This window comes from Mucilaginibacter sp. CSA2-8R (genome assembly GCF_038806765.1).
Taxonomy (GTDB): Bacteria; Bacteroidota; Bacteroidia; order Sphingobacteriales; family Sphingobacteriaceae; genus Mucilaginibacter.
The window spans coordinates 4571060-4596857 of record NZ_CP152389.1 but is presented as its reverse complement, the minus strand read 5'-3'; the positions used below and the strand labels follow the sequence as shown (position 1 = coordinate 4596857).

Below are 25798 nucleotides of genomic sequence, written 5' to 3'. Positions count from 1 at the left end.
AAAATTAATGCTGTCACCGCTTAATGCTTTGCATTTTGCTGTGAGTGGTATTTAGCCAACAACACACCGAAACCAATTAAATTATGAATAAACAATTACTTCAAATTTTCATGTTTTTACTGCTTTCCGGTACGGCATGGGCGCAAACTCGCTCGGTAACTGGCAAAGTTGTAGACAAAAGCGGCGAACCCCTGATTGGGGTAAGTTTGCTGGTAAAAGGAACCACTATTGGCGCTAGTACCGATGTAAACGGCAGTTATAAAATCAACGTGCCCGAAACCGGCAACCCGGTTTTAGTTGTGCGCTATATTGGATATAAAAACCAGGAAATAGCCGTCAATAACCGTACCCAATTAAACATCACCATGCAGGGCGATGACGCCAGTCAGCTAAATGAGGTAGTTGTAGTGGGTTACGAGTCTGTACGCCGCCGCGATTTAACCGGGTCGGTATCTTCGGTAGGTGCTAAGCAGTTAAAAGACATTCCGCTCTCCAACGCGGCCGAAGCTTTAACCGGTAAGCTGGCCGGTGTGCAGGTAACTACATCTGAAGGTGCACCGGGTGCCGATGTGGTTATACGTGTAAGAGGCGGTAGCTCTATTACGCAGGATAACTCGCCTATCTACATTGTTGATGGTATTCAGGTAGAAAATGCCCTTAACGTCATCTCTCCGCAGGATATTGCCTCGGTAGATGTGTTAAAAGACGCATCTACTACGGCCATTTATGGTGCACGCGGTGCTAATGGCGTGGTAATTATTACCACTAAAGGGGGCCGCTCGGGTAAAACAGTAGTGTCTTATAATGGCTCTCTGGGTTTCCGTAAGCTTTCTAAAACGATGGATGTACTCAACCCCTATGATTATGTAGTATGGCAGTATGAAAGATCGCGCTCCAGCCAAACCGACCGCGATAATTTTGCCAAGCAGTACGGCAGCACCTTTGATACCTTGCAGGTTTACAAAAACTATCCGTTCTTGAACTGGCAGGAGCAGGTTTTTGGCCGTACAGCCGCTTTTCAGCAGCATAACGTTTCTGTTAGTGGTGGTGATGCTAAAACTACGTTCAACTTAAGTTTAACGGCCAATAACGAAGCGGGCATTCAGCTGCAGTCTGGCTTTAAGCGTTATTTAACTAACTTCAGGCTCGACCACCAGGCTTCAAGCAAGCTTAAAGTAGGTGTTACTATGCGTTATACCGATCAGGTAATTCGTGGTGCAGGTACTACCAATACCGGTACCCGAACCACCAACCGCTTACGCCATACCATCGTGTATCGCCCGCTCGATTTACCTACCGTGCCTACTTCTGATTCGTTTGATGAGGATTATTACTTAAACTCAAACCAGATACAAAACCCGGTTATCTTAACCCAAGCCGAGTATCGCAGGTCGCCATCCACCGACCTTAACCTGAGCGGGTATCTAAATTTTCAGATCACCAAAAATCTAAGCTTTAGGAGTACCGGTGGTTTTGATAATGCTAATTTAAGGCAAGAGCTGTTTTACAGCAAAATTACGCCTACCGCCCGCAACTTTGCTTCGCTGCCCCTGGCTTCTATTGCTACACAGCAAAATATCACCATTAACAACAGTAATACGCTGCAGTATATCAATAATGGCATTGCCAAGCATCATGACATCAGCGTGTTGTTAGGCCAGGAAATTTATGAGTTCCGTAGTAACGCAGGTACGGTAGAAACCCGTTATTTCCCTGCAGATATTAGCCCGCAGGGAGCCTTAGCTAACATGAGCCTCGGTTCGCCGCCTTCGGGTTCGGTGCAGCCAAGGCCAACTACTACCATTGCACCACCTAACCGCATCTTCTCGTTGTTTGGCCGGGTGAGCTACGCTTATGATAAAAACCTGCTGGCATCGGTAACCGTACGTGGCGACCGCTCGTCAAAATTTGCACCCGAAAATGGCTTGCTGGTGTTCCCGTCCGGAACGTTAGCGTACCGTTTCTCTGAGGCCGGCTTTATGAAAAAGCTGTCTTTTATTAACGATGCCAAAATCAGAGCCGGTTATGGTGTTGCCGGTAATAACCGTATCGGCGATTTGTTATATCTGCAACTATATAATTCAACTGGCGAGTATGCACTTAACCATACTATTTTACCAGGCTTTACAACAGCAGCATTGGCTAACCCAAACTTGCGTTGGGAGCGCAATGTCTCTAAAAACATCGGCCTGGATTTATCTTTCCTAAAAGACAGACTCCAGTTCACCGCCGATTTCTACAACAATACAGGCAAAGATTTATTGCTATTAGCGGCCATTCCGCAAACTACCGGTTACAGCAGTGGTCAGTTGCAAAACATTGGGTCAACCTCTAACAAGGGTATAGAGCTTCAATTAAATGGTACACCCATCCGTGGTAAAAATTTTACCTGGACCAGCAACTTCAATATTGCCTTTAACCGCAACAAAGTATTAAGCTTAGGTACGGTAAGCCAGCAAACCCGCAGCTCGGGCTGGCAGGGGTCTGACGGTGCCGACGACTTTATTGTACAGGTAGGTAAGCCGGTAGGGCAGATGTATGGCTTTGTAACCGATGGTTATTACAAGATTGAAGATTTTAATTATGCCAACGGCGTGTATACTTTAAAATCGGGAGTACCAAGTGATATATCTGTTTTTGGTGCACCGCAGCCAGGTACCATCAAATTAAAAGATATTGATGGTGATGGCCAGGTTACGCTGGATAAAGATCGTACCATCATTGGTAACGCCAACCCTAAGTTTACCGGCGGCTGGAACAACCAGTTTGCTTACAAAAATTTTGATATGAGTGTGTTTGTAAATTTTGTTTACGGCAACGATGTGTATAATGCCAATAAACTGGAATGGACAGACGGAAGCTTCTTAAACCTGAACATGCTGAACGTAATGAAAGACCGCTTCACCAACATCAATAGTGCAGGTGTAGTGGTTACCGACCCGGCAGAACTGGGTGCATTAAATGCTAACGCTAAAATATGGTCGCCGGTGCGTAACCAGCGTTTCTACCTGCATTCATATGCGGTAGAGAACGGTTCATTTTTGCGTATCAACAACGTGACTCTGGGTTATACCATGCCTAAAAAACTGGTAAACCGGGTAGGTATATCTAACGTGCGTTTTTATGCCACGGTTAATAACCTGGCTGTGGTAACCAGCTACACCGGTTACGATCCGGAAATCAGTACCCGCCGTACTGACCCGTTAACTCAGGGTGTTGATTTTGCAGGCTATCCGCGTGCGCGCCTGTACACTTTCGGAACTAACATTACCTTCTAAACAGTACTTAAACCAGAGAAAGAGATGAAATTCTATAATAAGACATTAATTGCTGTTGCCGCTTTTGTTAGCGCTGTATCGTACAGTGGCTGTAAAAAGTTTACCGAGGTTGAACCGCAATCGCAATATAGCCTCGATCAGGCATTTTCAAACGTATCAAATGCTACCACCGCTCTAATCGGTGTATATGATGAGCTTTCGGGCGATAATGGCTATGGCATCCGTATCAGCTTGTATTACCCTTACGATTCGGACGAGGGTATTGTAAGCGGGTCTATTGATAATGGTAGGCGGGGTATTGGCCGTTACCAGTTGCAAACCTCCAACACTGAGTTAACCAATCCATTCAACCAGTTATACCGCGGGGTAGAGAAGGCAAACTTATGTATTGACCAGATACCGCAAATGACTGCTTATAATAGTGGTTCGGATGCCGACAAAAAAGAACTGCGGCGCTTGTATGGCGAGGCATTAACACTTCGTGCGCAGTACCTGTTCGAACTGGTAAGAAACTGGGGTGATGTACCTGCGCCGTTCATCCCGTCGTACAAACAGCCCGACCTGTTTATACCAGCGGCTAATCGCGATGCCACTTACGACCATTTGATTGATGACCTGGCACTGGCCCAAACCTTGTTGCCTTGGCGCACCGAAACTGCACGTAACGAGCGTATCACCAAAGGCGCAGCTAAAGCGCTGAGAGCTAAGATTGCCTTATTCAGAGGCGGTTACTCATTACGCACCGACACCAAACTGATGGAGCGCCGGTCTGACTACCTAAAGTATTATACCATTTGTCGCGATGAGTGTGCCGATTTAATGGCCAACAGAGGGCAGCATACCTTAAACCCGGTTTACGAGGACGTGTGGAAAAAGTACATCTCTACCTTTACCCCCGACCCAGTAGGCGAAATTATTTTTGAAGTAGGCGCTGGCGGTGGTAATAGCGTGTCCGATAGCCGCATGGCCAACTACGATGGTCCTGTTATTAATGCGGCATCAAGGTATGGTACCGGTGGTGGTGGTGTAATGATGCTACCCAACTTCTTTTACGCCTTTAACCCGTTAGATACCCGCCGCGATGTAAGCGTGCCGGTATACTCCATAGGCGCTACCAACCTTAAAAGCTTACGCCGCCTGGGCGAGCTGACCGATGGTAAGTTTAGAAGAGACTGGCGCGTGCCTTTACTGCCCGGAACGGTATTAAACGTAGGCTATAACTGGCCGCTTATCCGTTTTGCGGATGTACTGCTGATGTTTGCCGAGGCGGATAACGAAGTTAAAGGTGCACCATCGGCCGAGGCTAAAGCCGCGTTTGAAGAAGTGCGCAAAAGAGGATTTAAAGGTAACGAAACAGCTATTGGCATAACACCAAGCGATAAAGCCGGTTTTTTTGATGCTATTGTAAACGAACGCTACCTGGAGTTTGGCGGTGAGGGCATCCGCAAGTATGACCTGATACGCTGGAACCTGTTAGGAACCAAGATTGCTGACGCGCGGTTGAAAATTACCCAGATCAGGGATAATGTGGGCCAATATGCCAACGTGCCTCAATACATCTATTGGAAAAATAACGGCGAAGAAATTCAATACTTTGCTGCCAATCCTTTCACCACCACGGCTGTTCCGTCGCCTACAACCGGCTGGACACGTACCGACTGGCGTCAGCATTTGGTATTTTCCGTATCATCAACCGGTACTATATCCGGTGCATCTATAGATAACCTGCCGTTGCAGGATGGTATAGCCCGTTTCTTTACGCCTAATAAGAGCGAGTTGTTCCCTTACACCACCGCCATATTAGATACCTATGGTGGCCGGCTTAAGCAAAACCCCGGTTATTAATTGTAACATTTTAAGGAGTAAAGCGGCTAAAGCTTTGCTCCTTATTTTATTAAAGCTGTTTTTGTAGTAAATAGCAATCATTTTAACTGCATTCTAAAATTCTGCATATCATCTACCTGCTATGATCCGTAATACTTTAGTGATTATTTTCCTGTCTTTAGTAGCTTTTAAACCGGTGCCCCGCCAGGTAACGGTTTACATGATTGGTGATTCTACCATGGCTGTTAAAGAAAAGAAAGCCTATCCCGAAACTGGTTGGGGAATGCCGTTTGCCAATTATTTTGATACCACCATTACGGTTGATAACCGGGCAAAAAACGGACGCAGCACCCGTACGTTCATGACCGAAGGTTTATGGAAACCTGTAGCCGAGGGCATGAAGGCAGGCGATTACCTGCTGATCCAGTTTGGCCATAACGATGAAGTGCCGACTAAAAAGAGCTTTACTACCGAAGATGAATTTCGTAAAAACTTAAATCTGTTCATCACGACAGCTAAAAGCAAGCAGGCTATCCCGGTTTTAATTACTCCGGTAGCCCGCCGCAAATTTGACAGCACCGGTCATATTGTGCAAACCCATACCGTTTACGCACAAATTGTACGCGATGTAGCCAAAGAGGCCAAAGTGCCGCTGATAGATCTGGATACCCAAAGCCAGGCTTTATTGCAAAAGCTTGGGCCCGAAAGTTCTAAGTTTTTGTATAACCACTTGGAGCCGGGCGAAAACCCGCATTATCCTAAAGGCAACCAAGACGATACTCACTTTAGCGAATTAGGTGCCCGCCGCATGGCCGAACTGGTATTGCAGAGCTTACAGCAACTCAACCTCGAACTGGCCGGGCATATCACCAAAGCGCGGTCCTGATAACTTATGCTAATGTTTGGCTAAGATGCCACAGCATTGGTATACCCATAACTAATTATTTTGATAAAATTTCTTAATATAAACCTGATGTTCCATATTAAACAAGCCGTGTTGGCTACCTGCTTAGTGTTGGGTGCCTATGTACCGGCATCGGCTCAAAGCCAGTCGTATTCCTGGAAAAATTTGCCCAAAGCAGCCCTGCCGGTATTTAAAAAAGACACGTTTAACATTATAAAGTACGGTGCCAAACCCGATGGTATCACCCTAAATACGGCCAGCATCAACAATGCTATTGCGGCTTGCAGTGCCAAAGGTGGTGGTGTAGTATTAGTGCCCAGCGGCTTATGGCTAACCGGGCCAGTTAAGCTGAAAAATAATGTAAATCTGCATGTAAGCCGGGCCGCACTTTTACAGTTTACCGCCGATAAAAGCCAGTACAAACTGATCGAAGGTAACTGGGAAGGCCATGCAGCCTACCGTAACGAGTCGCCAATTTCGGGTACCGGTTTGGTCAATATCGGGATTACCGGCGAAGGTGTGATTGACGGTAATGGTGAGGTTTGGCGTGCTATTGGCAAAGACCGCCTGACGGAAGAAGAATGGAAACGCAAAGTAGCTTCGGGAGGGGTAATAAGCGAAAATGGTCGATCGTGGTATCCGTCTGAGAGTTATGCTAAGGCGATGAAAACACCACGCGCCGGTTATATTGAACCAGGCTCGAGCGCAGCAGCCAATGAGCCTTATAAAGATTTTTTCAGACCTAATATGCTGGTGCTTACCAGCTGCAAAAAAATCTTACTGCAAAACACTACCTTTCAAAATTCGGGTGCTTGGTGCCTGCACACCCTGATGTGCCAGGATTTAACCCTGCAGGGTGTTAAAGTGCGTAATCCCTGGAATGCTCAGAACGGTGATGCTATTGATGTAGAGTCGTGCAAAAATGTATTGATTGATAACAGTACGTTTGATGCCGGCGACGACGGAATTTGCGTAAAATCAGGACGGGATGAAGAAGGCCGTAAACGCGGCATGCCTACCGAAAATATGGTGGTTAAAAACAGCATCGTATACCGCGGTCATGGTGGCTTTGTGATAGGCAGCGAAATGTCGGGCGGCGCACGCAACATCTTTGTGTCCGACTGTACATTTATGGGTACCGATATCGGTTTGCGTTTTAAAACCACCCGCGGCCGTGGCGGAGTGGTAGAAAAAATTTACATTAAAAATATCGCCATGAAAGATATCATCACCAGTGCTATACTATTTGATATGTATTACACGGGCAAGTCGCCAACGGATGATGAGTCGGTAACCGATGTGGCTTTGCCACCCGTAACAGAAGCTACACCGCAGTTTCGCGATTTTTACGTCAGCAACGTTGCCTGCAACGGCGCTGACAGGGGTTTGCTGATTCGCGGTTTACCCGAAATGAGCATTAAAAACATTAACCTGGATAATATCAACCTAAAAACTAAAAACGGTATCGAGATTATTGAAGGCAAAGGCATCAACCTTAAAAATGTGTTTGTAGAGAGCACTAATGCTAATCCGCTGATTACCGTTCGCAATAGTAATGATGTGAAATTCGACAACCTGCGTTATGGCGCTAACACACAACTGCTATTCAGTATTGGCGGCAAGCGTTCCGGTAATATCCAGGTGCTACATTCGGATTTATCAAAGGCCGCAAAGCAAACCGAATTTAAAGCCGGTGCCGATAGCAAAGTACTAACCGTATCTAAATAAATTAGCTGTATGAAAACGCTTTGCTTGTTTATTGTCGGCCTGTTGCTTTCAGGGTGCCTGTTTGCCCAGGAAGCGGTCCGGCCCAAAGAACTTACCGTAGCACAGGATGGCAGCGGCAATTACAAAACCATACAGGAAGCGGTGAACGCGGTGCGTGATTTAGGGCAGTGGCGGGTAACCATCCACATTAAAAAAGGCATCTACCATGAAAAACTGGTGATTCCGAGCTGGAAAACCAAAATTTCATTAATTGGCGAGAGTGCCGAAAATACCATCATCACCAACAGCGATTATTCGGGCAAGGCGGTTCCGGGTGGAAAGGACGCCTTTGGTAATGCTAAAATGAGCACTTACACCTCATACACGTTACTGGTACAGGGTAATGATTTCATGGCCGAAAATCTTACTATTGAAAATGCAGCCGGACGCGTAGGACAGGCCGTTGCCTTGCATGTAGAGGGAGATCGTTGTGTGATTAGAAAATGCCGTTTATTAGGCAACCAGGATACGCTGTATGCGGCTACTGGTAACAGTCGCCAGTTGTACGAAGACTGTTATATGGAAGGCACAACTGATTTTTTGTTTGGAGAAGCTACTGTAGTATTTAATCGCTGCACGATTAAAAGTTTGCTTAATTCTTACATTACAGCAGCGGCAACACCGCAAGGGCAGGCTTTTGGGTTTGTATTGCTCAACTGTAAACTGATTACTGACAGCGCCGCCAATAAAGTGTTTTTAGGCCGACCGTGGCGGCCCTATGCCAAAACGGTATTTATCAATACCGAAATGGGTAGTCACATTGTTCCGCAAGGTTGGAACCCATGGAAGGGTGATGCGATGTTTCCGGATAAAGAAAAAACAACTTATTACGCCGAATATCAAAATTTCGGGCCGGGTGCAAAAACCGGCGAACGGGTAAGCTGGTCTAAGCAGTTAACAGCACGCGAAGCCAGGCAATACACTGTAAAAAATGTATTGGCTGGTAAAGATAACTGGCAACCGGGCAGCACCGAGTAATGATTTTAGCAGGCTTTGATGACCGGATTATTATGCAGGCGATGAGCCGAAGCTTTTATTTTCTTTGGGAACGTTTGCATAAATTTTTAGGGGCAGTAGGGGTATAAAATCTTTAAAATGTAAGTACAATTGTACCTGTGCTTAGTGTAACCGGTACATAACTATAAACCTTGGGTAAGTTTTTACAGTCTTACCGCAACTATTTAAAACAATCTTATGAGATATAAGGAACTTTTTAAGAGAAGTATTTTGGCTTGTTGTGTACTGTTGGGTACCGGTGCTGCTGTAGCACAGGCGCAAACCCAGCCGTGGTCTCAACGCATGGCACAAACTGCTATGACCAAATGGAGCGATACGGTAACTACCGGCCACTGGACCTACGAGCAGGGAGTGGTATGGAAAGGCATTGAAAACGTTTGGCTGCAAACCGGCGAGAAGAAATATTTCCAGTTTTTACAAAATACGGTTGATAAATATGTAATGCCAGATGGTAGCATTCGCAGCTACAAAATGGAGGATTACAATATTGACAATATATTGGATGGCCGCACCGTATTGATGTTGTACAAGGTACTCAACAACGAAAAATATTTTAAAGCGGCCAGTACATTGCGCACGCAGTTAAGCAAGCAGCCACGTATACCCGAGGGCGGTTTCTGGCACAAAAAACGTTATCCCAACCAAATGTGGCTGGATGGTTTGTACATGGGCGAACCGTTTTACGCAGAGTATGCCAGCACTTTTCATGAAGATACAGCCTTTAACGATATTGCCCGCCAGTTTATACTGATGGAGCGCCATGCCCGCGACCCTAAAACCGGGTTACTATACCACGCCTGGGATCAGAGTAAACAAGAGCGTTGGGCTAATAAAGAAACAGGCCTTTCGCCAAACTTTTGGGGACGTGCGATGGGCTGGTTTGGGATGGCCCTGGTTGATGTGTTAGACCAGATGCCGGTAAATCACCCTAAACGTGCCGAACTGCTGGTAATTCTTAACCGCTATGCTACAGCCGTAGCTAAATACCAGGATAAAAAATCCGGTGTTTGGTACCAGGTGCTGGATAAGGGGGCAGAGAAAGGTAACTATCTCGAATCTTCAGCATCGTGCATGTTTGTATATGCTTTAGCTAAAGGTGTGCGTCAGCATAATTTGCCGCAATATTTTAAAGCGGTGGCCCAAACAGGGTTTAACGGTATTATTAAGCAGTTCATTAGCACCGATGCTAACGGTCAGATTAATTTAAACGGTACGGTGAGCGTGGCTGGTTTAGGCGGTAACCCTTACCGCGACGGCAGCTATGCCTATTACTTGAGCGAAAAGGTAGTAACGAATGATGCCAAAGGTGTGGGCGCCTTTATACAAGCCAGTGTAGAGATGGAGCGCTTAGCCAACTTATCAGCAGGTCGTGATAGAAACGTGGTTTTGGACAGCTATTTTAACGATGAGCGCAAAAAAGATATTACCGGAACATTGTTGCCTTACCATTATAAATGGGAAGAGTGGGATAACAACGGCTTTTCTTTATTCGGCCACATTTTTAATAATTATGGCTTAAACTTAGGTACGCTATACCAGGCACCTACGGCAGCCAATTTAAAACCGGCTTCGGTTTATGTCATTGTAGACCCGGATATTCCGAAAGAGAACCCAAATGCCAAATATATGGAGCCGGCTCATGTTACGGCTATTACCGACTGGGTAAAGCAAGGCGGCGTATTACTGGTTTTACATAATGATACGGGCAACGCTGAGTTTAAGCACTTCAATACATTGATGAGCAAATTTGGCCTCACGTTTAAAGAAAACAGCATTAACCATGTGCAGGGCGCCCAGTTTGAGCAGGGAGCGGTAGCTATACCGGCTAATAACCCGGTATTTAAAACGGCTAAAAAGATTTATATTAAAGAGATCAGTACGTTTGCATTAACGCCCCCGGGGCAATCGGTGCTAAACCAAAAAGGCGAGGTAGCGGTAGCGATGGCCAAGTATGGTAAGGGGGTAGTGCTGGCCGTGGGCGATCCATGGTTTTACAACGAATACTTGGACGGCCGTAAGTTGCCTGCCGAATTCGAGAATTTTAAGGCAGCTAACGATGTGGTTAGCTGGTTAACCAAGCAAATTCCGGCAAAGTAAACAATGAAGCGGCTTTTGTGGATTTGGGGTTTGATGATATTTAATTGGGTTGGGCTCATGGCTCAATCCAAAAAAAATATTCCTTTGGTGGTTGATGCCAGAGGTAACGGATCTTTTAAATCTATACAAGCCGCTATCAATAGTCTGCCCGATTATGCTACGGCCGATCGTGTAATCCTAATTAAAAATGGCACCTATAACGAAAAGCTTTTTATCACCAAAAATCATTTGGTTTTAAAAGGCGAAAGCGAGAAAGGCGTCATCATTACCCAGGATATTGCCCGCGACGTCTGGCGCTGCCAGGGCAATGCTGATGATTGGGGCGTAGCTACGCTAAATTTGCGCGGCAGTGATATTACCTTGCAAAATTTGTCGGTAATCAACGGTTATGGTTTTCATCACCGTAAGGATACTACCATTAATTGCCAGGCAGGCACTGAGCCGGCATCAACCAAAACAGTAAGTGTAACAGGTCACCAGATGGCTTTACGCTCTTTTCAAACTACCCGCTTAAAAATTTTGAATTGTACGTTCCGTGCTTTGGGCGGCGATACGGTAAGCCCTTGGAACAGTGCTTCGGGCTTATTTTATTTTAAGGATTGCACTCTGGAGGGCGGTGTTGATTTTTATTGCCCGCGTGGCTGGGCCTATGCCGAAAACTGCACATTTATATGCCATAGCAAAGAAGCCGCCATCTGGCATGATGGTTCTGGCAATATCAATCAGAAAACGGTATTAGTTAACTGTAAATTTGAGGGTGACCAAGGCTTTAAACTGGGCCGCTATCACCGCGAGTCGCAATTTTATCTCATTAACTGTACCTTTGACAGTAACTTGGCCAATGCGCCGATATTTAAAGCGGCAAGTTCAACCGGTGTACAATGGGGCGAGCGGGTTTACTATTACAACTGCCACCGAACCGGCGGTGATTATACATGGTTTGCCAATAATTTAAGCAGCGCCGTGGGCGCACCAACAGCTAAGAACATAACTGCGCTATGGGCACTTGATAAGCAATGGAATCCGTTATTAAACTAAGCTAATTGAAAAACACAATGCGCCCGAAATTATTTATTATGCTACTGATGGCTGGTTTAGGATTTTACCGAACAGCCGAGGCGCAAACTACCGACGCAGTAGCCGAAAACATGTTACTCTATCAGCGCAGTGTGGGTGGGTGGCCCAAAGCAGTTGGCGAAGTAAAAGTCGATTATAATAAAACACTTACCGATGCGCAAAAAGCATCTACCCTAAAAGATGCCGGCCGTATTGATGCTACCATTGATAATAACGCCACTTTTAAAGAAATTAATTACCTGATTAACGCTTATCCGCAAACCAATAATAAAGCTTACCTGCAATCAGCCGAGAAAGGCATCCGGTATTTACTGAAAGCCCAGTATGCCAACGGGGGCTGGCCACAGTATTACCCCGACAGCAGCCTATACCGGGGGCAAATTACGTTTAACGATAACGCCATGATTAACGTAATGAACCTGTTGTATAACGTAGCCAACCGTACCAAAGGCTTTGAGGTGGTTGACCAGGCACTGGTAGCTCCGGCTACAGATGCAGTTAAACGTGGGATTGACTGCATTTTAAAAACGCAGATTAAAGTAAACGGTAAGCTCACCGCCTGGAACCAGCAATATGATCACCGTACGCTGCAGCCAGTAATGGCACGTAAGTTTGAACTGGTAGGTTTAGCTACGTCCGAGTCGGCTGCTATTGTGGAATTCTTAATGCGCTTGCCGTCGCCCTCTGCCGATATTAAAGCTGCCGTAAGTAATGCTGTTGCCTGGTTTGATACTGTGAAAATTACCGGATATCGATTTGATCATATCACAAATAATAGTCAGCCCACTAAAAAAGATGCGGTTTTGGTAGCCGACCCAAATTCAACTATTTGGGCAAGGTATTACGAGATTGGCACCAATAAGCCTTTTTTTTCGGGCCGCGATAGTCAAAAAAAATATAATATTACCGAGATAGAAAATGAGCGTCGTGCCGGTTATGCCTGGTATGGGGTGTGGCCTGCCAAAATATTGAGTAAGCAGTATTTTGCCTGGGCCAAAAAAAATAATGTAAATTGATTGATAGCATATGAGACTCTCCCGATATAATTTAAGTAAGATAGATCTGCCTGACGTGGTGGTGCCTGATGCAAAGGTGTTTGAGCTACCCGAAAAAGTATTGCAGTTTGGTACCGGCGTATTGCTGCGTGCCCTGCCCGATTACTACATTGATAAAGCTAACCGTGCCGGCATATTTAATGGGCGTGTGGTTGTCGTAAAATCAACCGATACAGGTTCGGCCACTGAGTTTGACCGCCAGGATAGTTTGTATACTTTGTATATTAAAGGTATTGACAAAGGTACAGAGGTTAACGAGCAAATCGTATGTTCGGCCGTAAGCCGTGTGCTGGCCGCCGGCGGTGATTGGGACGCTATCCTGAATGTTGCTAAAAGCCCTGACTTAAAAGTGGTGATATCTAACACTACCGAAGTAGGCATACAACTGGTGCAGGATGATATTCGTAAAAATCCGCCGGTATCCTTTCCTGGTAAATTGTTGGCCGTTTTGTACAAACGTTTTGAGGCGTTTAAGGGCAGTGCCGACAGTGGTTTGGTGATTGTACCTACCGAACTGATTGTAGATAACGGCAAAAAACTGGAGGCTATAGTGCTGGAACTGGCCCATCTGAACAAGTTGGAGCCCGCTTTTATGGACTGGCTGGAAGAGCATAACCACTTTTGCAACTCACTAGTAGACCGCATTGTGCCCGGCAAACCACAACCCGAACTGGCCAGTGCAATGGAAGAAAGCTGCGGTTATGAGGATGATTTACGCGTTGTATCAGAAGTATATTCGCTTTGGGCTATTGAAGGCAACCTGCAGGTGAAAGATGTACTTAGTTTTGCGCAGGTAGATGAAGGCGTAGTCATTGTACCCAACATCGAAATGTTCAGGGAGCTAAAGCTCCGCCTGCTTAACGGCACGCATACCTTAAGCTGTGCAGTGGCATTTTTGTCGGGCTTTAAAACGGTAAGCGAAGCGATGGAAGATGAATCGTTTGCCAATTTCATTAACCAGCTGATGCTGAAAGAAATTGCGCCTGCCATACCTTACGAAGTAGACTATAGCGCCGCTGCCGATTTTGCCGGTAAGGTGTTAGACCGTTTCCGCAACCCATCCATCGAGCACCAGTGGATCAGTATTTCGGCGCAGTACTCATCCAAAATAAAAATGCGTACTATCCCGTTGCTGTTAAATCATTATAAGTTGCATAATTTTGTACCTCATTATTTTGCACTGGGATTTGCGGCCTTTATCAGGTTCATGAAATCAGAAAAAAGTGAAGACGGTAAATATGTCGGCAAAAACAATGGTAAAGAGTATGCCATAACTGACAGCCAGGCAGATGTATTTAGTGAGGCATGGAAAATGCAGGAGTTACCAGGGGTAGTAAATGCTTTATTAAGTAATAAAACTTTATGGGAGGCCGACTTAACGCAACTGCCGGGTTTTGAAGCTGCGGTATTACATCATTTGCAGCAAATTACTGAAGAAGGTACACATGCTATTTTGTTAAAGGAAACTACAGTTTAAAAGGAATAATACTGATGAAACAGACCATATTGAAAATCCATCCAAATGATAATGTTCTGGTTGCTTTAGTTGATTTACCGGTAGGCCAGGAAATCACTTACGGAGCCGATACTTTTACCACTATTGATCTGATACCGGCAAAACATAAGGTGGCTATACATGATATTAAGGCTGACGATGATATTATTATGTATGGTGTGCTGGTAGGCAAGGCGCAATACGAAATAAAATCGGGTGGCGTAATAACCACCAGTAACATTCGCCATGCCGCCAACAGTAATTTAACCGAAAGCAAGCATGCTGCCAACTGGCAGCAGCCGGACGTTAGCGCATGGCAAAGCCGTACCTTTAACGGTTACCACCGCGCAGATGGCAGTGTAGGCACTGCTAACTATTGGCTGGTTATACCTATGGTGTTTTGCGAAAACCGCAACTTGGAAGTGTTGCAGGATGCTTTAGTTAAACCTTTAGGTTACGGTCGTAAAAAAACGTACGAAACCAAGGCGCAACATTTGATTAATAAAGTTAAATCGGGTGGAAGCATTGACGAGGTGCTTTATACAGAGATTGATGCTGCTGATGCCACAAGCCGCGAGAGCAAGGTTTTTCCGAATGTAGATGGTATTAAGTTTTTAACTCATACTGGTGGTTGCGGCGGTGTCCGTCAGGACGCCGAAACCCTTTGTGGTTTATTGGCCGGTTATATTACGCACCCTAACGTTGCCGGTGCAACAGTATTAAGTTTAGGCTGCCAAAACGCGCAGGTAAGTATTTTACAGCGCGAGATCGAAAAGCGCTCGCCTAATTTTAGCAAACCATTATATATACTTGATCAGCAAACCATAGGCAAAGAGTCGGATATGATTGAGCAGGCCTTGCGTAAAACGCTGGCTGGTTTAATTCAGGCTAATGAGGCTACCCGTCAGCCTGCACCATTAAGTAAAATTACCATTGGCTTAGAGTGCGGTGGGTCTGATGGTTTTTCGGGTATTTCGGCCAATCCAGCTATCGGTTACACCTCGGATTTGCTGGTTGCTTTGGGTGGTTCGGTTATCTTAGCCGAGTTTCCGGAACTATGCGGTGTTGAACAGAATTTAATCGACCGTTGTGTGCAGGAAGAAGACGCCGACCGCTTTGTAAGCCTGGTGCGTACCTATGCCCAGCGTGCCGAAGAAGCCGGATCGGGCTTTGATATGAACCCTTCGCCGGGTAATATTAAAGACGGTTTAATTACGGATGCCATTAAATCGGCAGGTGCTGCTAAAAAAGGCGGTACATCGCCGGTGGTTGATGTATTGGATTATCCCGAAAAAGTAGTACAGCCCGGTTTAAATCTGCTATGTACTCCTGGTAACGATGTGGAAAGTACCACAGCCGAGGTAGGTTCGGGCGCCAACGTGGTGTTATTTACCACAGGCTTGGGTACGCCAACAGGTAACCCAATTGCACCCGTAGTTAAAATTGCTACCAATACTAACCTGTACAACAAAATGAGCGATATCATCGACTTAAATACAGGTACCATTATTGAAGGTGAGGAAACTATTGAACAAGCCGGCGAACGTATTTTAGATTACGTAGTTAAAGTGGCCAGCGGCGAAGTGGAAGTTTGTGCCGTGCGCCATGGGCAAGACGACTTCATCCCGTGGAAACGTGGTGTGTCGCTGTAATGTCAATCAAAATATATCAAACAAAAATAGCCGATGCATTTTGCATTGGCTATTTTTGTTTAGTTTTTCCTGTTTTACAAAGAAGCCCGCAATGTTAAATAAAACGGGTTCTCTACATGCTCGCGCCGGTTGTTGATAACCATCTGGGCAACAATTTCACCCATTTTCTGAAAATCAGTAGAGACGGTAGTTAGCCCGTTCAAGATTATTTTTTTTAACGGCGTTTCGTTGTACGAGATGATACCCACGTCCTCACCTATCTTAAAATCGGTTTGCAGTAAGCGTTCAATCAGTACTACCACGTCGTTTTCCATCAGCGTAATATACACCTCGCCACTGTTCAGCGGTTCTTCCTGAATATCGCGTACCAATTTGTAATTAAAGGCGTATTGAGTACAAAAGCTGTAAAAGCCTTTCAATATCTCGGTAGAATGGTACGTGTGTTCGGGAAATACAATTTTAATAGTCTGGTATTTACTCAACGGTTGCAGGGCTTGCTCCAGGGCCTTAAAAATATCCTGCTCAAAGTTCTCGTACACGGCAGCATACTCGCCCTCAACACCCTTTACCATCTTGTCCAGTAAAATGAGTTTTTCTTTAGGTATCTTGTTAATTACCTCAGTTGCACTCTCTCCGCCATCCAAAAAGTGACTGATGATGACGTAATGCGTATAATCTTCATGAGCGTTTTCGAGCAGCTTTTTAAATAATAAAAAGTCGTTGTTATAAATATATAAGTCGATAGCTGCCTGGTTGTCCAATCCGGCTACAATAGCGTCGTAAATTAACTTTTTATGTGTACTTAACTTATTAAACAGTAAAAATACTTTAAAGCGCTGCATGGTCTCAACGCTTTTAATGTAGTAACCTTTACCGGGAACCGAACCTAATATACCAATAGATTTTAAATGCTTGTAAGCTTTCTCGGCCGTATCACGCGATATCTCGAAGTTGTAGTTTAACTCATTAATAGAAGGTAAGGTATCATTACGATTAAGTCGCCCGTCTCTAACAGCCTTGGCTATTGAGTTGGCCAGTTGCAGGTATTTAGGAGTCGATGAGTAATAATCTATCTCAATATATTCTAAAAACGATGTAGGTTTCATTTGCGTAGTGTAATCAGTGTCACTGCTTGTATACAAGTTAGGTGTTTAAGCACAGATAGCCTGATGTCTGTGCATTGTTAAACCAGTAAGAAAGGCGGCCTGTTATGTAAGCGTTAACACGACGTGTTTATTGTCAAAATTATGCTTATTTATGTTAATTTTTGACGATAATGGACTTAATATTTTTCGTTATACTGGGCGGGCGAAAATAGGTTAGCACTGTAAATTAACCATGACAGTGCATGATAGCTGTGTTATACAGCTTTTCTACTTTCGCTTTAACCAATTATATTAAATTAGAGCTAATGCAGGCAGTTTTAGGTGTTGTTTTCCATTTTATAGGAGGCTTTGCTTCGGGCAGTTTTTACATTCCTTATAAGAAAGTTAAGGGGTGGGCCTGGGAAAGTTTCTGGATTGTAGGCGGTATCTTTTCCTGGCTTATCGTTCCGCCGTTAGCTGCCTGGTTAACTATTCCCAACTTTACAGATATTATCAAAAACACTTCGGGCCATATCCTGTTGCTAACCTATTTTTTTGGTGTGCTTTGGGGTATCGGCGGCTTAACCTACGGGTTGGGCGTCCGTTACTTGGGCGTAGCTTTGGGTAGCTCAATCATACTGGGCTTGTGCTCAATTTTCGGATCATTAATTCCGTCAGTTTATTATAACTTTTTCCCTGAGCCAAACAAAGATACTATTAGCACTTTAATGACTACCCATTGGGGGCAAATGGTGCTACTGGGTATTTTGGTCTGCGTAATCGGTATCATCATTTGCGGCAAAGCCGGAGTAATGAAAGAAAAAGAACTATCTAATGATGGTTCGGTGGCCGATACTAACAGCGACTATAAATTTGGTTTGGGTATTACCCTGGCCATTGTTTCGGGCGTGTTAAGTGCTTGCTTTAACTTTGGCATTGAGGCAGGTCATTCCATGGCCGAAACCGCTAACCATATCTGGATGGCAGCCAACCCCGGTCAGGGCAATTTCTTGTACCAAAACAACGTAACTTATGTAGTAATACTCTGGGGCGGTTTAACCACCAACTTTATCTACTGCATGATACTAAACGCCCGTAACAAAACTTTCGGCGACTATACCAATAAGAAAACGCCGCTGGTAGCCAATTACCTGTTTTCTGCACTGGCGGGTACTACATGGTTTCTGCAATTCTTCTTTTATGGCATGGGCGAGAGCCGTTTAGGTAATGGCCCAAGCTCATGGATATTGCACATGGCTTTTATCATCCTGATCGCCAACTGTTGGGGATTGGTGTTAAAAGAGTGGAAAGGCGTAAGTCGTAAAGCTTACATCACCGTGGTTGCCGGTATTGCTACCATTATATTATCGGTGCTTATTGTAGGCTATGGTAATTCATTAAAATAATAACTGTATAAGTAAATCATTCAATTCATATGTCTGTTAAAACAACCGAATTTAAGCACGTAAGCTATTTATGGGACGACGCTAAAGCCGCCGAACTGGCGGGTGACGAAGTAGCCCTTTTAATATACCGTTCCAACTTATTGGGTGCCGATTTGCGTCTCACCAACTACGGTGGTGGTAATACCTCTTGCAAACTCATGTCTAAAGACCCGTTAACCGGTCAGGACGTAGAAGTAATGTGGATTAAAGGCTCTGGCGGTGATATCGGTACTTTGAAAAAAAGCGGCTTGGCTGCTTTATACGTTGACCGCTTGCGCAGCCTTAAAAATGTATACCGCGGTGTTGAGCACGAAGACGAAATGGTAGAGTTGTTTAACCACAGCATCTACGATTTAAATTCTAAAGCACCATCTATTGATACGCCGTTACACGGCTTTTTGCCGTTTGCACACATCGACCACCTGCACCCTGATGCCGCTATCGCTATTGCTGCAGCTAAAGACGGTAAACAAATTACTGAAGAATTATTTGGCGGTACCATTGGTTGGGTAGAATGGAAAAAACCAGGCTTCGAGTTAGGCTTACAGTTAAAAGCCTGTTTAGATGCCAACCCCGGCATCCGCGGCATTATGCTGGGTTCGCATGGTTTATTTACCTGGGGCGATACCGCTTACGAAAGCTACATCAATACTTTAGAAGTAATTGAAAAATGTGCCGAGTACCTGGAGCAAAACTATGGCAAAAAAGGCCCTGTTTTTGGCGGTCAGAAAGTACAAAGTTTAGAAGAAGCCGGTCGTAAAAAACAAGCGGTAGCCCTGGCTCCGATATTACGTGGTTTCTGCTCAAGCGAGCGTAACATGATCGGTCATTTTACCGATGATGCCCGCGTACTGGAATATATAAATTCTAACGATCTGGAAAGACTGGCCCCAATGGGTACCAGCTGTCCCGATCACTTTTTACGTACTAAAATCAGCCCGCTGGTTTTAGATTTGGCCCCTGAGGCTGACTTGAGTGACGTAGAAGGCTTAAAAGCTAAATTAGCCCCTGCATTTGAGGCGTACCGTCAAATGTATACCGACTACTACAATACCTGCAAACATTCAAATAGCCCGGCTATCCGCGATACCAACCCGGTAATCATCCTGTATCCTGGTGTAGGTATGTTCAGTTTCTCTAAAGATAAGCAGACTGCCCGCGTAGCTGCCGAGTTTTATACCAACGCGATTAACGTAATGAAAGGTGCAGAGGCTATCTCTGAGTACACTTCGTTACCACGCCAGGAGGCTTTTGATATTGAGTACTGGTTGTTAGAAGAAGCCAAGTTACAGCGTATGCCTAAGCCCAAAGCTTTGTCGGGTCGTATTGCTTTAATTACCGGTAGTGCCGGTGGTATTGGTAAAGCTATTGCCAAAAAGTTTGTAGAAGAAGGCGCCGTTGTTATTTTGAATGACATGAACGCTGAGCGTTTAGAAAGTGCCGGCGAAGAGTTTAAAGCTGCTTACGGTAAAGATTCATACGCTACAGCGGTAATGGATGTAACCAGTGCAGATCAAATTCAGGCTGCGATGGATGTAGCTGCTCTTAATTTTGGTGGTGTTGACCTGATTGTAAACAACGCAGGTTTATCTATCTCTAAAACTATCGGCGACCATACCGAAAAAGACTGGGATCTTTTATATGACGTATTGGTGAAAGGCCAGTTCTTTGTAACCCAGGCTGCCGTAGCTGTAATGAAAAAACAAGCCATTGGTGGTGACGTGATTAATATTGTGAGTAAAAACGCTTTGGTAAGCGGCCCTAACAATGCCGGTTACGGTAGTGCTAAAGCTGCCCAGTTACACTTAAGCCGTTTAAATGCTGCCGAGTTAGGTCCGGACAAAATCCGTGTTAACGTAGTCAACCCTGATGCCGTAATCAGCGATAGCAACATTTGGGCTGGTGGCTGGGCCGAAGGCCGTGCTAAAGCCTACGGCATTACTGTTGCCGAACTGCCTGCTTACTACGCCAAACGCACTTTACTAAACGAGATTATTTTACCGGTAGACATTGCTAATGCCTGTTTCGCTTTAACCGGCGGCTTATTAGCTAAATCAACAGGTAACGTCATTAACGTTGACGGTGGTGTTGCTGCCGGCTTTGTAAGATAAAAAGCAAAAGGTTCATGGTTCATAGTTGATGGTTCATGCAAAACGTGACTGTCAGCTATGAACCATGAACTATTATCTATGAACTTATTAATAAATACTCATGTTAATAGAAAAATACAAAATTGATGAGAGCAATCATCAGTTGAGCAGCAAACATCAGCGTGCGTTTGATTATGTGGCTGCTGATGTGGCTAACCTGGACGGCGTTTTAAACAAACTTCAGGCTTTTAATATTGCCATCCCAAGCTGGGCTTTAGGTACCGGTGGTACACGTTTCGGTCGTTTTTCGGGTGGTGGCGAGCCGCGCAGCCTCGAAGAAAAGATTGAGGATGTAGGCGCTATCCATGCTTTAAATAAATCAAGTAATTCTATTTCATTACATATCCCCTGGGATATACCATCTAATGCAGATGCGATTAAAGCCGTAGCTGCGCAGCACGGACTGCGTTTTGATGCGGTAAATTCTAACACTTTTCAGGATCAGAAAGATCAGCAGCTAAGCTACAAGTACGGCTCACTGCACCACGCTGATAAAGCCGTGCGCAAGCAAGCGGTTGAACATAACATCGAAGTAATTAAATACGGTAAAGAGTTAGGCTCTAATGCCCTTTCTGTTTGGTTAGCAGATGGTTCAAACTTTCCTGGTCAGTTAAACTTCCGTAACGCTTTCCAAAATACCTTAGAAAGCTTGCAGGAAATTTATGCTGCCTTGCCTGATGACTGGAAAGTATGGGTGGAGTACAAACCCTACGAACCGAATTTCTATTCGACAACTATCGGCGATTGGGGGCAATCTTTATTGTTAGCTAACAAATTAGGCCCTAAAGCATCGACCCTGGTTGACTTGGGTCACCACTTGCCGAATACCAATATTGAACAGATTGTATCGTTATTATTAATGGAAGGCAAATTAGCTGGTTTCCATTTCAACGATTCTAAATACGGCGATGACGACTTAACCGTGGGCAGTATTAACCCTTACCAGCTGTTCCTTATTTTTAACGAACTGGTAGAAGGTATGGATGCCCGCGGCATGACGCATGCTACTGATATTGGCTGGATGATTGATGCTTCGCACAACCTGAAAGATCCGATTGAGGATTTATTGCAGTCGGTAGAAGCTATTAAAATTGCTTATGCGCAGGCTTTACTGGTAGATACTGCTGCTTTAAAAGAAGCACAGGCTGCTAATGATGCCGTTGCCGCACAGGAAATTCTGCAGCGTGCTTACCGCACGGATGTACGTCCTTTAGTGGCCGAGGCCCGTTTACGCGAGGGTGGCGCTTTAAGCCCGCTTTCTGCTTACCGTAGCCTGGATGTACGTAAAAATTTAATTAAAGAGCGTGGCGAAAAAACAGTAGCTACAGGATTATAAAACATGACGCCAACACCCGTAATAGCAGTATTTGATGTAGGCAAGACCAACAAAAAATTGTTCTTGTTTAACGAAGACTATAAAATTGTTTACGAAAAGTCGGCCCGTTTTAACGAAACGACCGATGAGGATGGCGACCCCTGCGAAAATATTGATAGTTTACGGCTTTCGGTGTTCGATTCTCTGCGCGAAATTATCAGGCGCCCTGAATTTGATATTAAGGCCGTAAACTTTTCATCTTACGGTGCCAGCTTTGTGTATCTGGACGAGGATGGCGCACCATTAACGCCGTTATACAATTATTTAAAGGCTTTTCCTGATGATTTGCATCGGCAGTTTTACAGCACTTACGGTGGCGAAGCAACGGTAGCGAGGCAAACCGCTTCCCCGGTTTTAGGTAATCTGAACTCGGGTATGCAGCTGTACCGGTTGAAGTTTCAAAAACCTGATATCTTTAACCGTATTAAGTATGCACTGCATTTGCCTCAGTATCTCAGTTACTTAATCAGCGGTCAGGCTTTTACCGATTTAACCAGTATTGGTTGCCATACCAGCCTGTGGGACTTTGAGAAAAACGACTATCACGATTGGGTAAAAAAAGAAGGTCTGGCCGAAAAGTTAGCGCCTGTACGCAATGCCGACGAAGTTTTGCCGGCTGAGTTTCCGGGTAATAATTACAGTGTAGGCATTGGCTTGCACGATAGTTCGGCAGCCTTAATTCCTTACCTGGTAAGCTTTACAGAGCCTTTTGTGCTGCTGTCTACCGGTACCTGGACCATTACGCTCAATCCTTTTGATGACTCGCCGTTAACAGACGAGGAACTGAAAAACGATTGTCTGAAATTTATTCAGTATAAAGGTCAGCCGGTCAAGGCATCGCGTTTATTTGCCGGGTATGAGTATGAGCAGCAGGTCAAACGCATTGCAGCTCACTTTAACCAAAACATTGCTTATTACCGCACTATCAGGTACGATGCCGATTTAACTACGCAACTGCTGGCTAAAGAAACTACTAAAATATCAGGCGCTACCAGTTTAAAAGCGTCTGTATTTGGCCAGCGCAATTTAAGCGAATTTGCCAACGACATTGAAGCTTACCATCGCCTGATGCTGGATATTGTTGACCAGCAAAAAATTTCGACAGGTTATGTGCTTAAAGACGGTACGGTGAAACGTATTTTTGTGGACGGAGGATTTAGCAAAAATTCGGTTTACATGCATATGCTGGCTAATGCTTTCCCTACCGTAGAGGTTTTTGCAGCTTCGATGGCGCAAGCCACGGCGGTAGGTGCTGCTTTAGCTATTCATCATGCCTGGAATACCAAACCTTTACCTCACGATTTACTGGAGCTGAAGTATTATTCGGCTACTCATACATTAACTACTTAAAAATTATAACACAGGAGCAAAAGATGCGTGTAGGGTTATTTGTACCATGTTATGTTGACCAGTTTTATCCCGGTGCAGCCATTGCCACTTTGCAATTGCTCGAAAAACTTGGGGTTGAAGTGGTATATCCTAAAAATCAAACCTGCTGCGGGCAGCCCATGGCCAACTCCGGTTTTGAACACTTAACCGGCGGCTGTAACAGGTTATTTATCGATAATTTTTCAGGATTTGATTATATCGTGTCGCCTTCGGGTAGTTGTGTATTGCACATCCGCGAACATTTGCACGATGATAAGCGCCCCGGCGAAGCCAAAGAAATAAGTCATAAAGTTTGGGAGTTAACATCATTTTTGACAGACGTACTTAAGGTGCAGAGCCTGCAGGCACGTTTTCCCCATAAAGTTGGAGTGCATCAAAGCTGCCATGGTCAGCGTGGTTTACATTTAAGTTCTATGACCGAACTGGTAGCCCCAAGTTTTTCCAAGCCAGGCTCGTTGCTGAATATGGTAAAAGACCTGGAGCTGATTGAACTGGAGCGCAAAGACGAGTGCTGCGGCTTTGGCGGTACCTTTTGCGTAGTTGAAGAAGCTGTATCGTCCAAAATGGGCAAAGACCGTGTAGCCGACCATTTAAAGCATGGCGCCGAGTACATCACAGGTGCCGATATGTCGTGCCTGATGCATATGGAAGGCATCCTGAAACGTCAGGGCAGCAAAGTTAGGGTATTACATATTGCCGAAATATTAAACGCAGAGTGAGATGGATGTAGCAACTAAAGACCATGCCGAACTGGCAGAAATATTTAACAGGGACGAGGAGCGGGTTGACTGGCACGATGAAACCTTATGGTGGATAAGGGCCAAGCGGGATAAAAGCGTACATCAGTTACCCGAGTGGGAAGCATTGCGCGAAGCTGCCTCTAACATAAAGTTTAACGTACTCAGTAATTTAAATACTTACCTGGAGCAGTTTGAAGCTGCTGCCAAAGCCAACGGTATCATTATACATTGGGCCGCTGATGCCCAGGAGCATAACGAAATTGTGCACCGCCTGCTTACCGAAAATAAGGTAACACAGATGGTAAAAAGCAAATCAATGCTTACCGAAGAGTGCCACCTGAATGATTACCTGGCTACGCATGGCATTGAAGTAATAGACTCTGATTTGGGCGAACGGATTGTACAGCTGGCTGGAGAAGCGCCCAGCCACATTGTACTGCCTTGTATCCATAAAAAGAAAGAAGAGATAGGCGACCTGTTTCATATGTACCTGGGTACGCCATCCAACATGTCTGACCCGCAGTTTTTAACAGAAACTGCACGTGGCAGCCTGCGCGAAACCTTTTTGACCCGTAAAGTGGCTTTAACCGGTGTAAACTTTGCTATTGCCGAAACTGGTGAATTTGTGGTGTGTACCAACGAAGGAAATGCCGATATGGGCGCCCATTTGGCTGATGTGCACATTGCCTGTATGGGTATTGAAAAGCTGATTCCTAATCGTGAACACTTAGGTGTGTTTTTACGCCTGCTTACCCGTAGTGCCACCGGGCAGCCCATTACCACTTACAGCAGTCATTTTAGTAAACCAAGAGCTGGGCAGCAAATGCACATTGTACTGGTTGATAACGGCCGTAGTGTGCAGTTAGGCCGGGAGGATTTCCGTAATTCGCTCAAATGCATCCGCTGTGGTGCCTGTATGAATACCTGCCCTGTGTATCGCCGCAGTGGCGGCCATAGCTATCATACCGCTGTTGCAGGGCCTATAGGTTCCATTTTGGCACCTAACCTGGATATGAAAAAATATGCAGATCTGCCGTTTGCATCAACGTTATGCGGATCATGCAGTAATGTGTGCCCGGTAAAAATTGACATTCACGACCAGTTGTATAAGTGGCGACAAGTACTGGTAAAAGAAGGCTATGCACCAACCAGCAAAAAAATTGCTATGCAGGTAATGGCCACCACACTAGCCTCACCAACGCTTTATCATGCTGCCGGTAAGATGGGCAGGGCAACTATTAAGTATGCCCCATTTGCAGTAAACAACAAGCTTAACGCCTGGTACAAAGAACGTGATATGCCTACACCGCCCAAAGAATCTTTCGGCGAGTGGTACGCGAAGAATAAGAAATAGAGGTAAGATTAGAGCCAAGAAACAAGAGACAGGAGCCGAGATTTTAGAATAAAGAGTATAGAGTCAAGAGTACAGAATTAAAATTAGGGACAAT

17 protein-coding genes are annotated in these 25798 nt (G+C 45.0%); 16 read left to right on the top strand and 1 reads right to left on the bottom strand.

Features of this window, described 5'->3' with window-relative positions:
• Positions 1–83 precede the first annotated feature (83 nt).
• The 10 genes from AAGR14_RS19580 to AAGR14_RS19535 all read left to right on the top strand — a co-directional run bounded on the left by AAGR14_RS19580 (position 84) and on the right by AAGR14_RS19535 (position 16166).
• Positions 84–3278: a TonB-dependent receptor gene (locus AAGR14_RS19580; RefSeq protein WP_342645933.1), complete on the top strand. Its 3195-nt coding sequence runs from the start codon at positions 84–86 to the stop codon at positions 3276–3278.
• Positions 3279–3302: 24 nt separating this feature from the next.
• Positions 3303–5123 carry a RagB/SusD family nutrient uptake outer membrane protein gene (locus tag AAGR14_RS19575; protein ID WP_342645932.1) on the top strand — a complete coding sequence of 607 codons (1821 nt, stop codon included), beginning with the start codon at positions 3303–3305 and terminating at the stop codon, positions 5121–5123.
• A gap of 121 nt (positions 5124–5244) precedes the next feature.
• Positions 5245–5988 carry a rhamnogalacturonan acetylesterase gene (locus AAGR14_RS19570; protein ID WP_342645931.1) on the top strand — a complete coding sequence of 248 codons (744 nt, stop codon included), beginning with the start codon at positions 5245–5247 and terminating at the stop codon, positions 5986–5988.
• Between the two features lie 87 nt (positions 5989–6075).
• Positions 6076–7734, top strand: coding sequence for a glycoside hydrolase family 28 protein (locus AAGR14_RS19565; RefSeq protein WP_342645930.1), 1659 nt, complete (start codon positions 6076–6078; stop codon positions 7732–7734).
• 9 nt (positions 7735–7743) lie between these two features.
• Positions 7744–8751 (top strand): pectinesterase family protein, encoded by a 1008-nt coding sequence (locus tag AAGR14_RS19560; protein ID WP_342645929.1) that lies wholly within the window; start codon positions 7744–7746, stop codon positions 8749–8751.
• A 216-nt stretch (positions 8752–8967) separates the two neighbouring features.
• The gene (locus AAGR14_RS19555; protein WP_342645928.1) at positions 8968–10887 is read left to right on the top strand and encodes a glycoside hydrolase family 88 protein; all 1920 of its coding nucleotides are present in this window, start codon (positions 8968–8970) and stop codon (positions 10885–10887) included.
• A gap of 57 nt (positions 10888–10944) precedes the next feature.
• On the top strand, positions 10945–11925 hold the full coding sequence (locus AAGR14_RS19550; RefSeq protein ID WP_342645927.1) for a pectinesterase family protein: 981 nt from the start codon (positions 10945–10947) through the stop codon (positions 11923–11925).
• A gap of 17 nt (positions 11926–11942) precedes the next feature.
• Complete coding sequence (gene pelA / locus AAGR14_RS19545) at positions 11943–12980, top strand: pectate lyase (protein ID WP_342645926.1); 1038 nt, start codon at positions 11943–11945, stop codon at positions 12978–12980.
• Between the two features lie 10 nt (positions 12981–12990).
• The gene (locus tag AAGR14_RS19540; RefSeq protein ID WP_342645925.1) at positions 12991–14496 is read left to right on the top strand and encodes a tagaturonate reductase; all 1506 of its coding nucleotides are present in this window, start codon (positions 12991–12993) and stop codon (positions 14494–14496) included.
• A 14-nt stretch (positions 14497–14510) separates the two neighbouring features.
• Complete coding sequence (locus AAGR14_RS19535; RefSeq protein WP_342645924.1) at positions 14511–16166, top strand: altronate dehydratase family protein; 1656 nt, start codon at positions 14511–14513, stop codon at positions 16164–16166.
• 74 nt (positions 16167–16240) lie between these two features.
• Here the strand turns inward: AAGR14_RS19535 and AAGR14_RS19530 are convergent, their stop codons facing one another.
• The gene (locus tag AAGR14_RS19530) at positions 16241–17272 is read right to left on the bottom strand and encodes a GntR family transcriptional regulator (protein ID WP_342645923.1); all 1032 of its coding nucleotides are present in this window, start codon (positions 17270–17272) and stop codon (positions 16241–16243) included.
• A gap of 305 nt (positions 17273–17577) precedes the next feature.
• Here AAGR14_RS19530 and rhaT point away from each other — a divergent pair, with 305 nt between their 5' ends.
• The 6 genes from rhaT to AAGR14_RS19500 all read left to right on the top strand — a co-directional run bounded on the left by rhaT (position 17578) and on the right by AAGR14_RS19500 (position 25704).
• Positions 17578–18657 (top strand): L-rhamnose/proton symporter RhaT, encoded by a 1080-nt coding sequence (gene rhaT / locus AAGR14_RS19525; RefSeq protein ID WP_342648709.1) that lies wholly within the window; start codon positions 17578–17580, stop codon positions 18655–18657.
• Between the two features lie 29 nt (positions 18658–18686).
• Positions 18687–20807, top strand: a complete 2121-nt coding sequence (locus AAGR14_RS19520) for a bifunctional aldolase/short-chain dehydrogenase (RefSeq protein ID WP_342645922.1) — start codon at positions 18687–18689, stop codon at positions 20805–20807.
• A gap of 100 nt (positions 20808–20907) precedes the next feature.
• Complete coding sequence (locus AAGR14_RS19515; protein ID WP_342645921.1) at positions 20908–22182, top strand: TIM barrel protein; 1275 nt, start codon at positions 20908–20910, stop codon at positions 22180–22182.
• Between the two features lie 3 nt (positions 22183–22185).
• Positions 22186–23571 carry an FGGY family carbohydrate kinase gene (locus tag AAGR14_RS19510; protein ID WP_342645920.1) on the top strand — a complete coding sequence of 462 codons (1386 nt, stop codon included), beginning with the start codon at positions 22186–22188 and terminating at the stop codon, positions 23569–23571.
• Positions 23572–23594: 23 nt separating this feature from the next.
• Positions 23595–24329 carry a (Fe-S)-binding protein gene (locus AAGR14_RS19505; protein ID WP_342645919.1) on the top strand — a complete coding sequence of 245 codons (735 nt, stop codon included), beginning with the start codon at positions 23595–23597 and terminating at the stop codon, positions 24327–24329.
• A gap of 1 nt (position 24330) precedes the next feature.
• Positions 24331–25704, top strand: a complete 1374-nt coding sequence (locus AAGR14_RS19500) for a lactate utilization protein B (protein ID WP_342645918.1) — start codon at positions 24331–24333, stop codon at positions 25702–25704.
• Positions 25705–25798: the final 94 nt, after the last annotated feature.

Excerpts from the sequence above, each read along its gene's own strand:
- AAGR14_RS19520 (WP_342645922.1), top strand. The coding sequence starts at position 18,687 with ATGTCTGTTAAAACAACCGAATTTAAGCACGTAAGCTATTTATGGGAC.
- AAGR14_RS19535 (WP_342645924.1), top strand. The coding sequence starts at position 14,511 with ATGAAACAGACCATATTGAAAATCCATCCAAATGATAATGTTCTGGTT.
- AAGR14_RS19565 (WP_342645930.1), top strand. The coding sequence starts at position 6,076 with ATGTTCCATATTAAACAAGCCGTGTTGGCTACCTGCTTAGTGTTGGGT.
- AAGR14_RS19570 (WP_342645931.1), top strand. The coding sequence starts at position 5,245 with ATGATCCGTAATACTTTAGTGATTATTTTCCTGTCTTTAGTAGCTTTT.
- AAGR14_RS19575 (WP_342645932.1), top strand. The coding sequence starts at position 3,303 with ATGAAATTCTATAATAAGACATTAATTGCTGTTGCCGCTTTTGTTAGC.
- AAGR14_RS19530 (WP_342645923.1), bottom strand. The coding sequence starts at position 17,272 with ATGAAACCTACATCGTTTTTAGAATATATTGAGATAGATTATTACTCA.
- pelA (WP_342645926.1), top strand. The coding sequence starts at position 11,943 with ATGCGCCCGAAATTATTTATTATGCTACTGATGGCTGGTTTAGGATTT.
- AAGR14_RS19550 (WP_342645927.1), top strand. The coding sequence starts at position 10,945 with ATGGCTCAATCCAAAAAAAATATTCCTTTGGTGGTTGATGCCAGAGGT.
- AAGR14_RS19555 (WP_342645928.1), top strand. The coding sequence starts at position 8,968 with ATGAGATATAAGGAACTTTTTAAGAGAAGTATTTTGGCTTGTTGTGTA.
- AAGR14_RS19505 (WP_342645919.1), top strand. The coding sequence starts at position 23,595 with ATGCGTGTAGGGTTATTTGTACCATGTTATGTTGACCAGTTTTATCCC.
- AAGR14_RS19580 (WP_342645933.1), top strand. The coding sequence starts at position 84 with ATGAATAAACAATTACTTCAAATTTTCATGTTTTTACTGCTTTCCGGT.
- AAGR14_RS19510 (WP_342645920.1), top strand. The coding sequence starts at position 22,186 with ATGACGCCAACACCCGTAATAGCAGTATTTGATGTAGGCAAGACCAAC.
- AAGR14_RS19500 (WP_342645918.1), top strand. The coding sequence starts at position 24,331 with ATGGATGTAGCAACTAAAGACCATGCCGAACTGGCAGAAATATTTAAC.
- rhaT (WP_342648709.1), top strand. The coding sequence starts at position 17,578 with ATGCAGGCAGTTTTAGGTGTTGTTTTCCATTTTATAGGAGGCTTTGCT.
- AAGR14_RS19515 (WP_342645921.1), top strand. The coding sequence starts at position 20,908 with ATGTTAATAGAAAAATACAAAATTGATGAGAGCAATCATCAGTTGAGC.
- AAGR14_RS19560 (WP_342645929.1), top strand. The coding sequence starts at position 7,744 with ATGAAAACGCTTTGCTTGTTTATTGTCGGCCTGTTGCTTTCAGGGTGC.
- AAGR14_RS19540 (WP_342645925.1), top strand. The coding sequence starts at position 12,991 with ATGAGACTCTCCCGATATAATTTAAGTAAGATAGATCTGCCTGACGTG.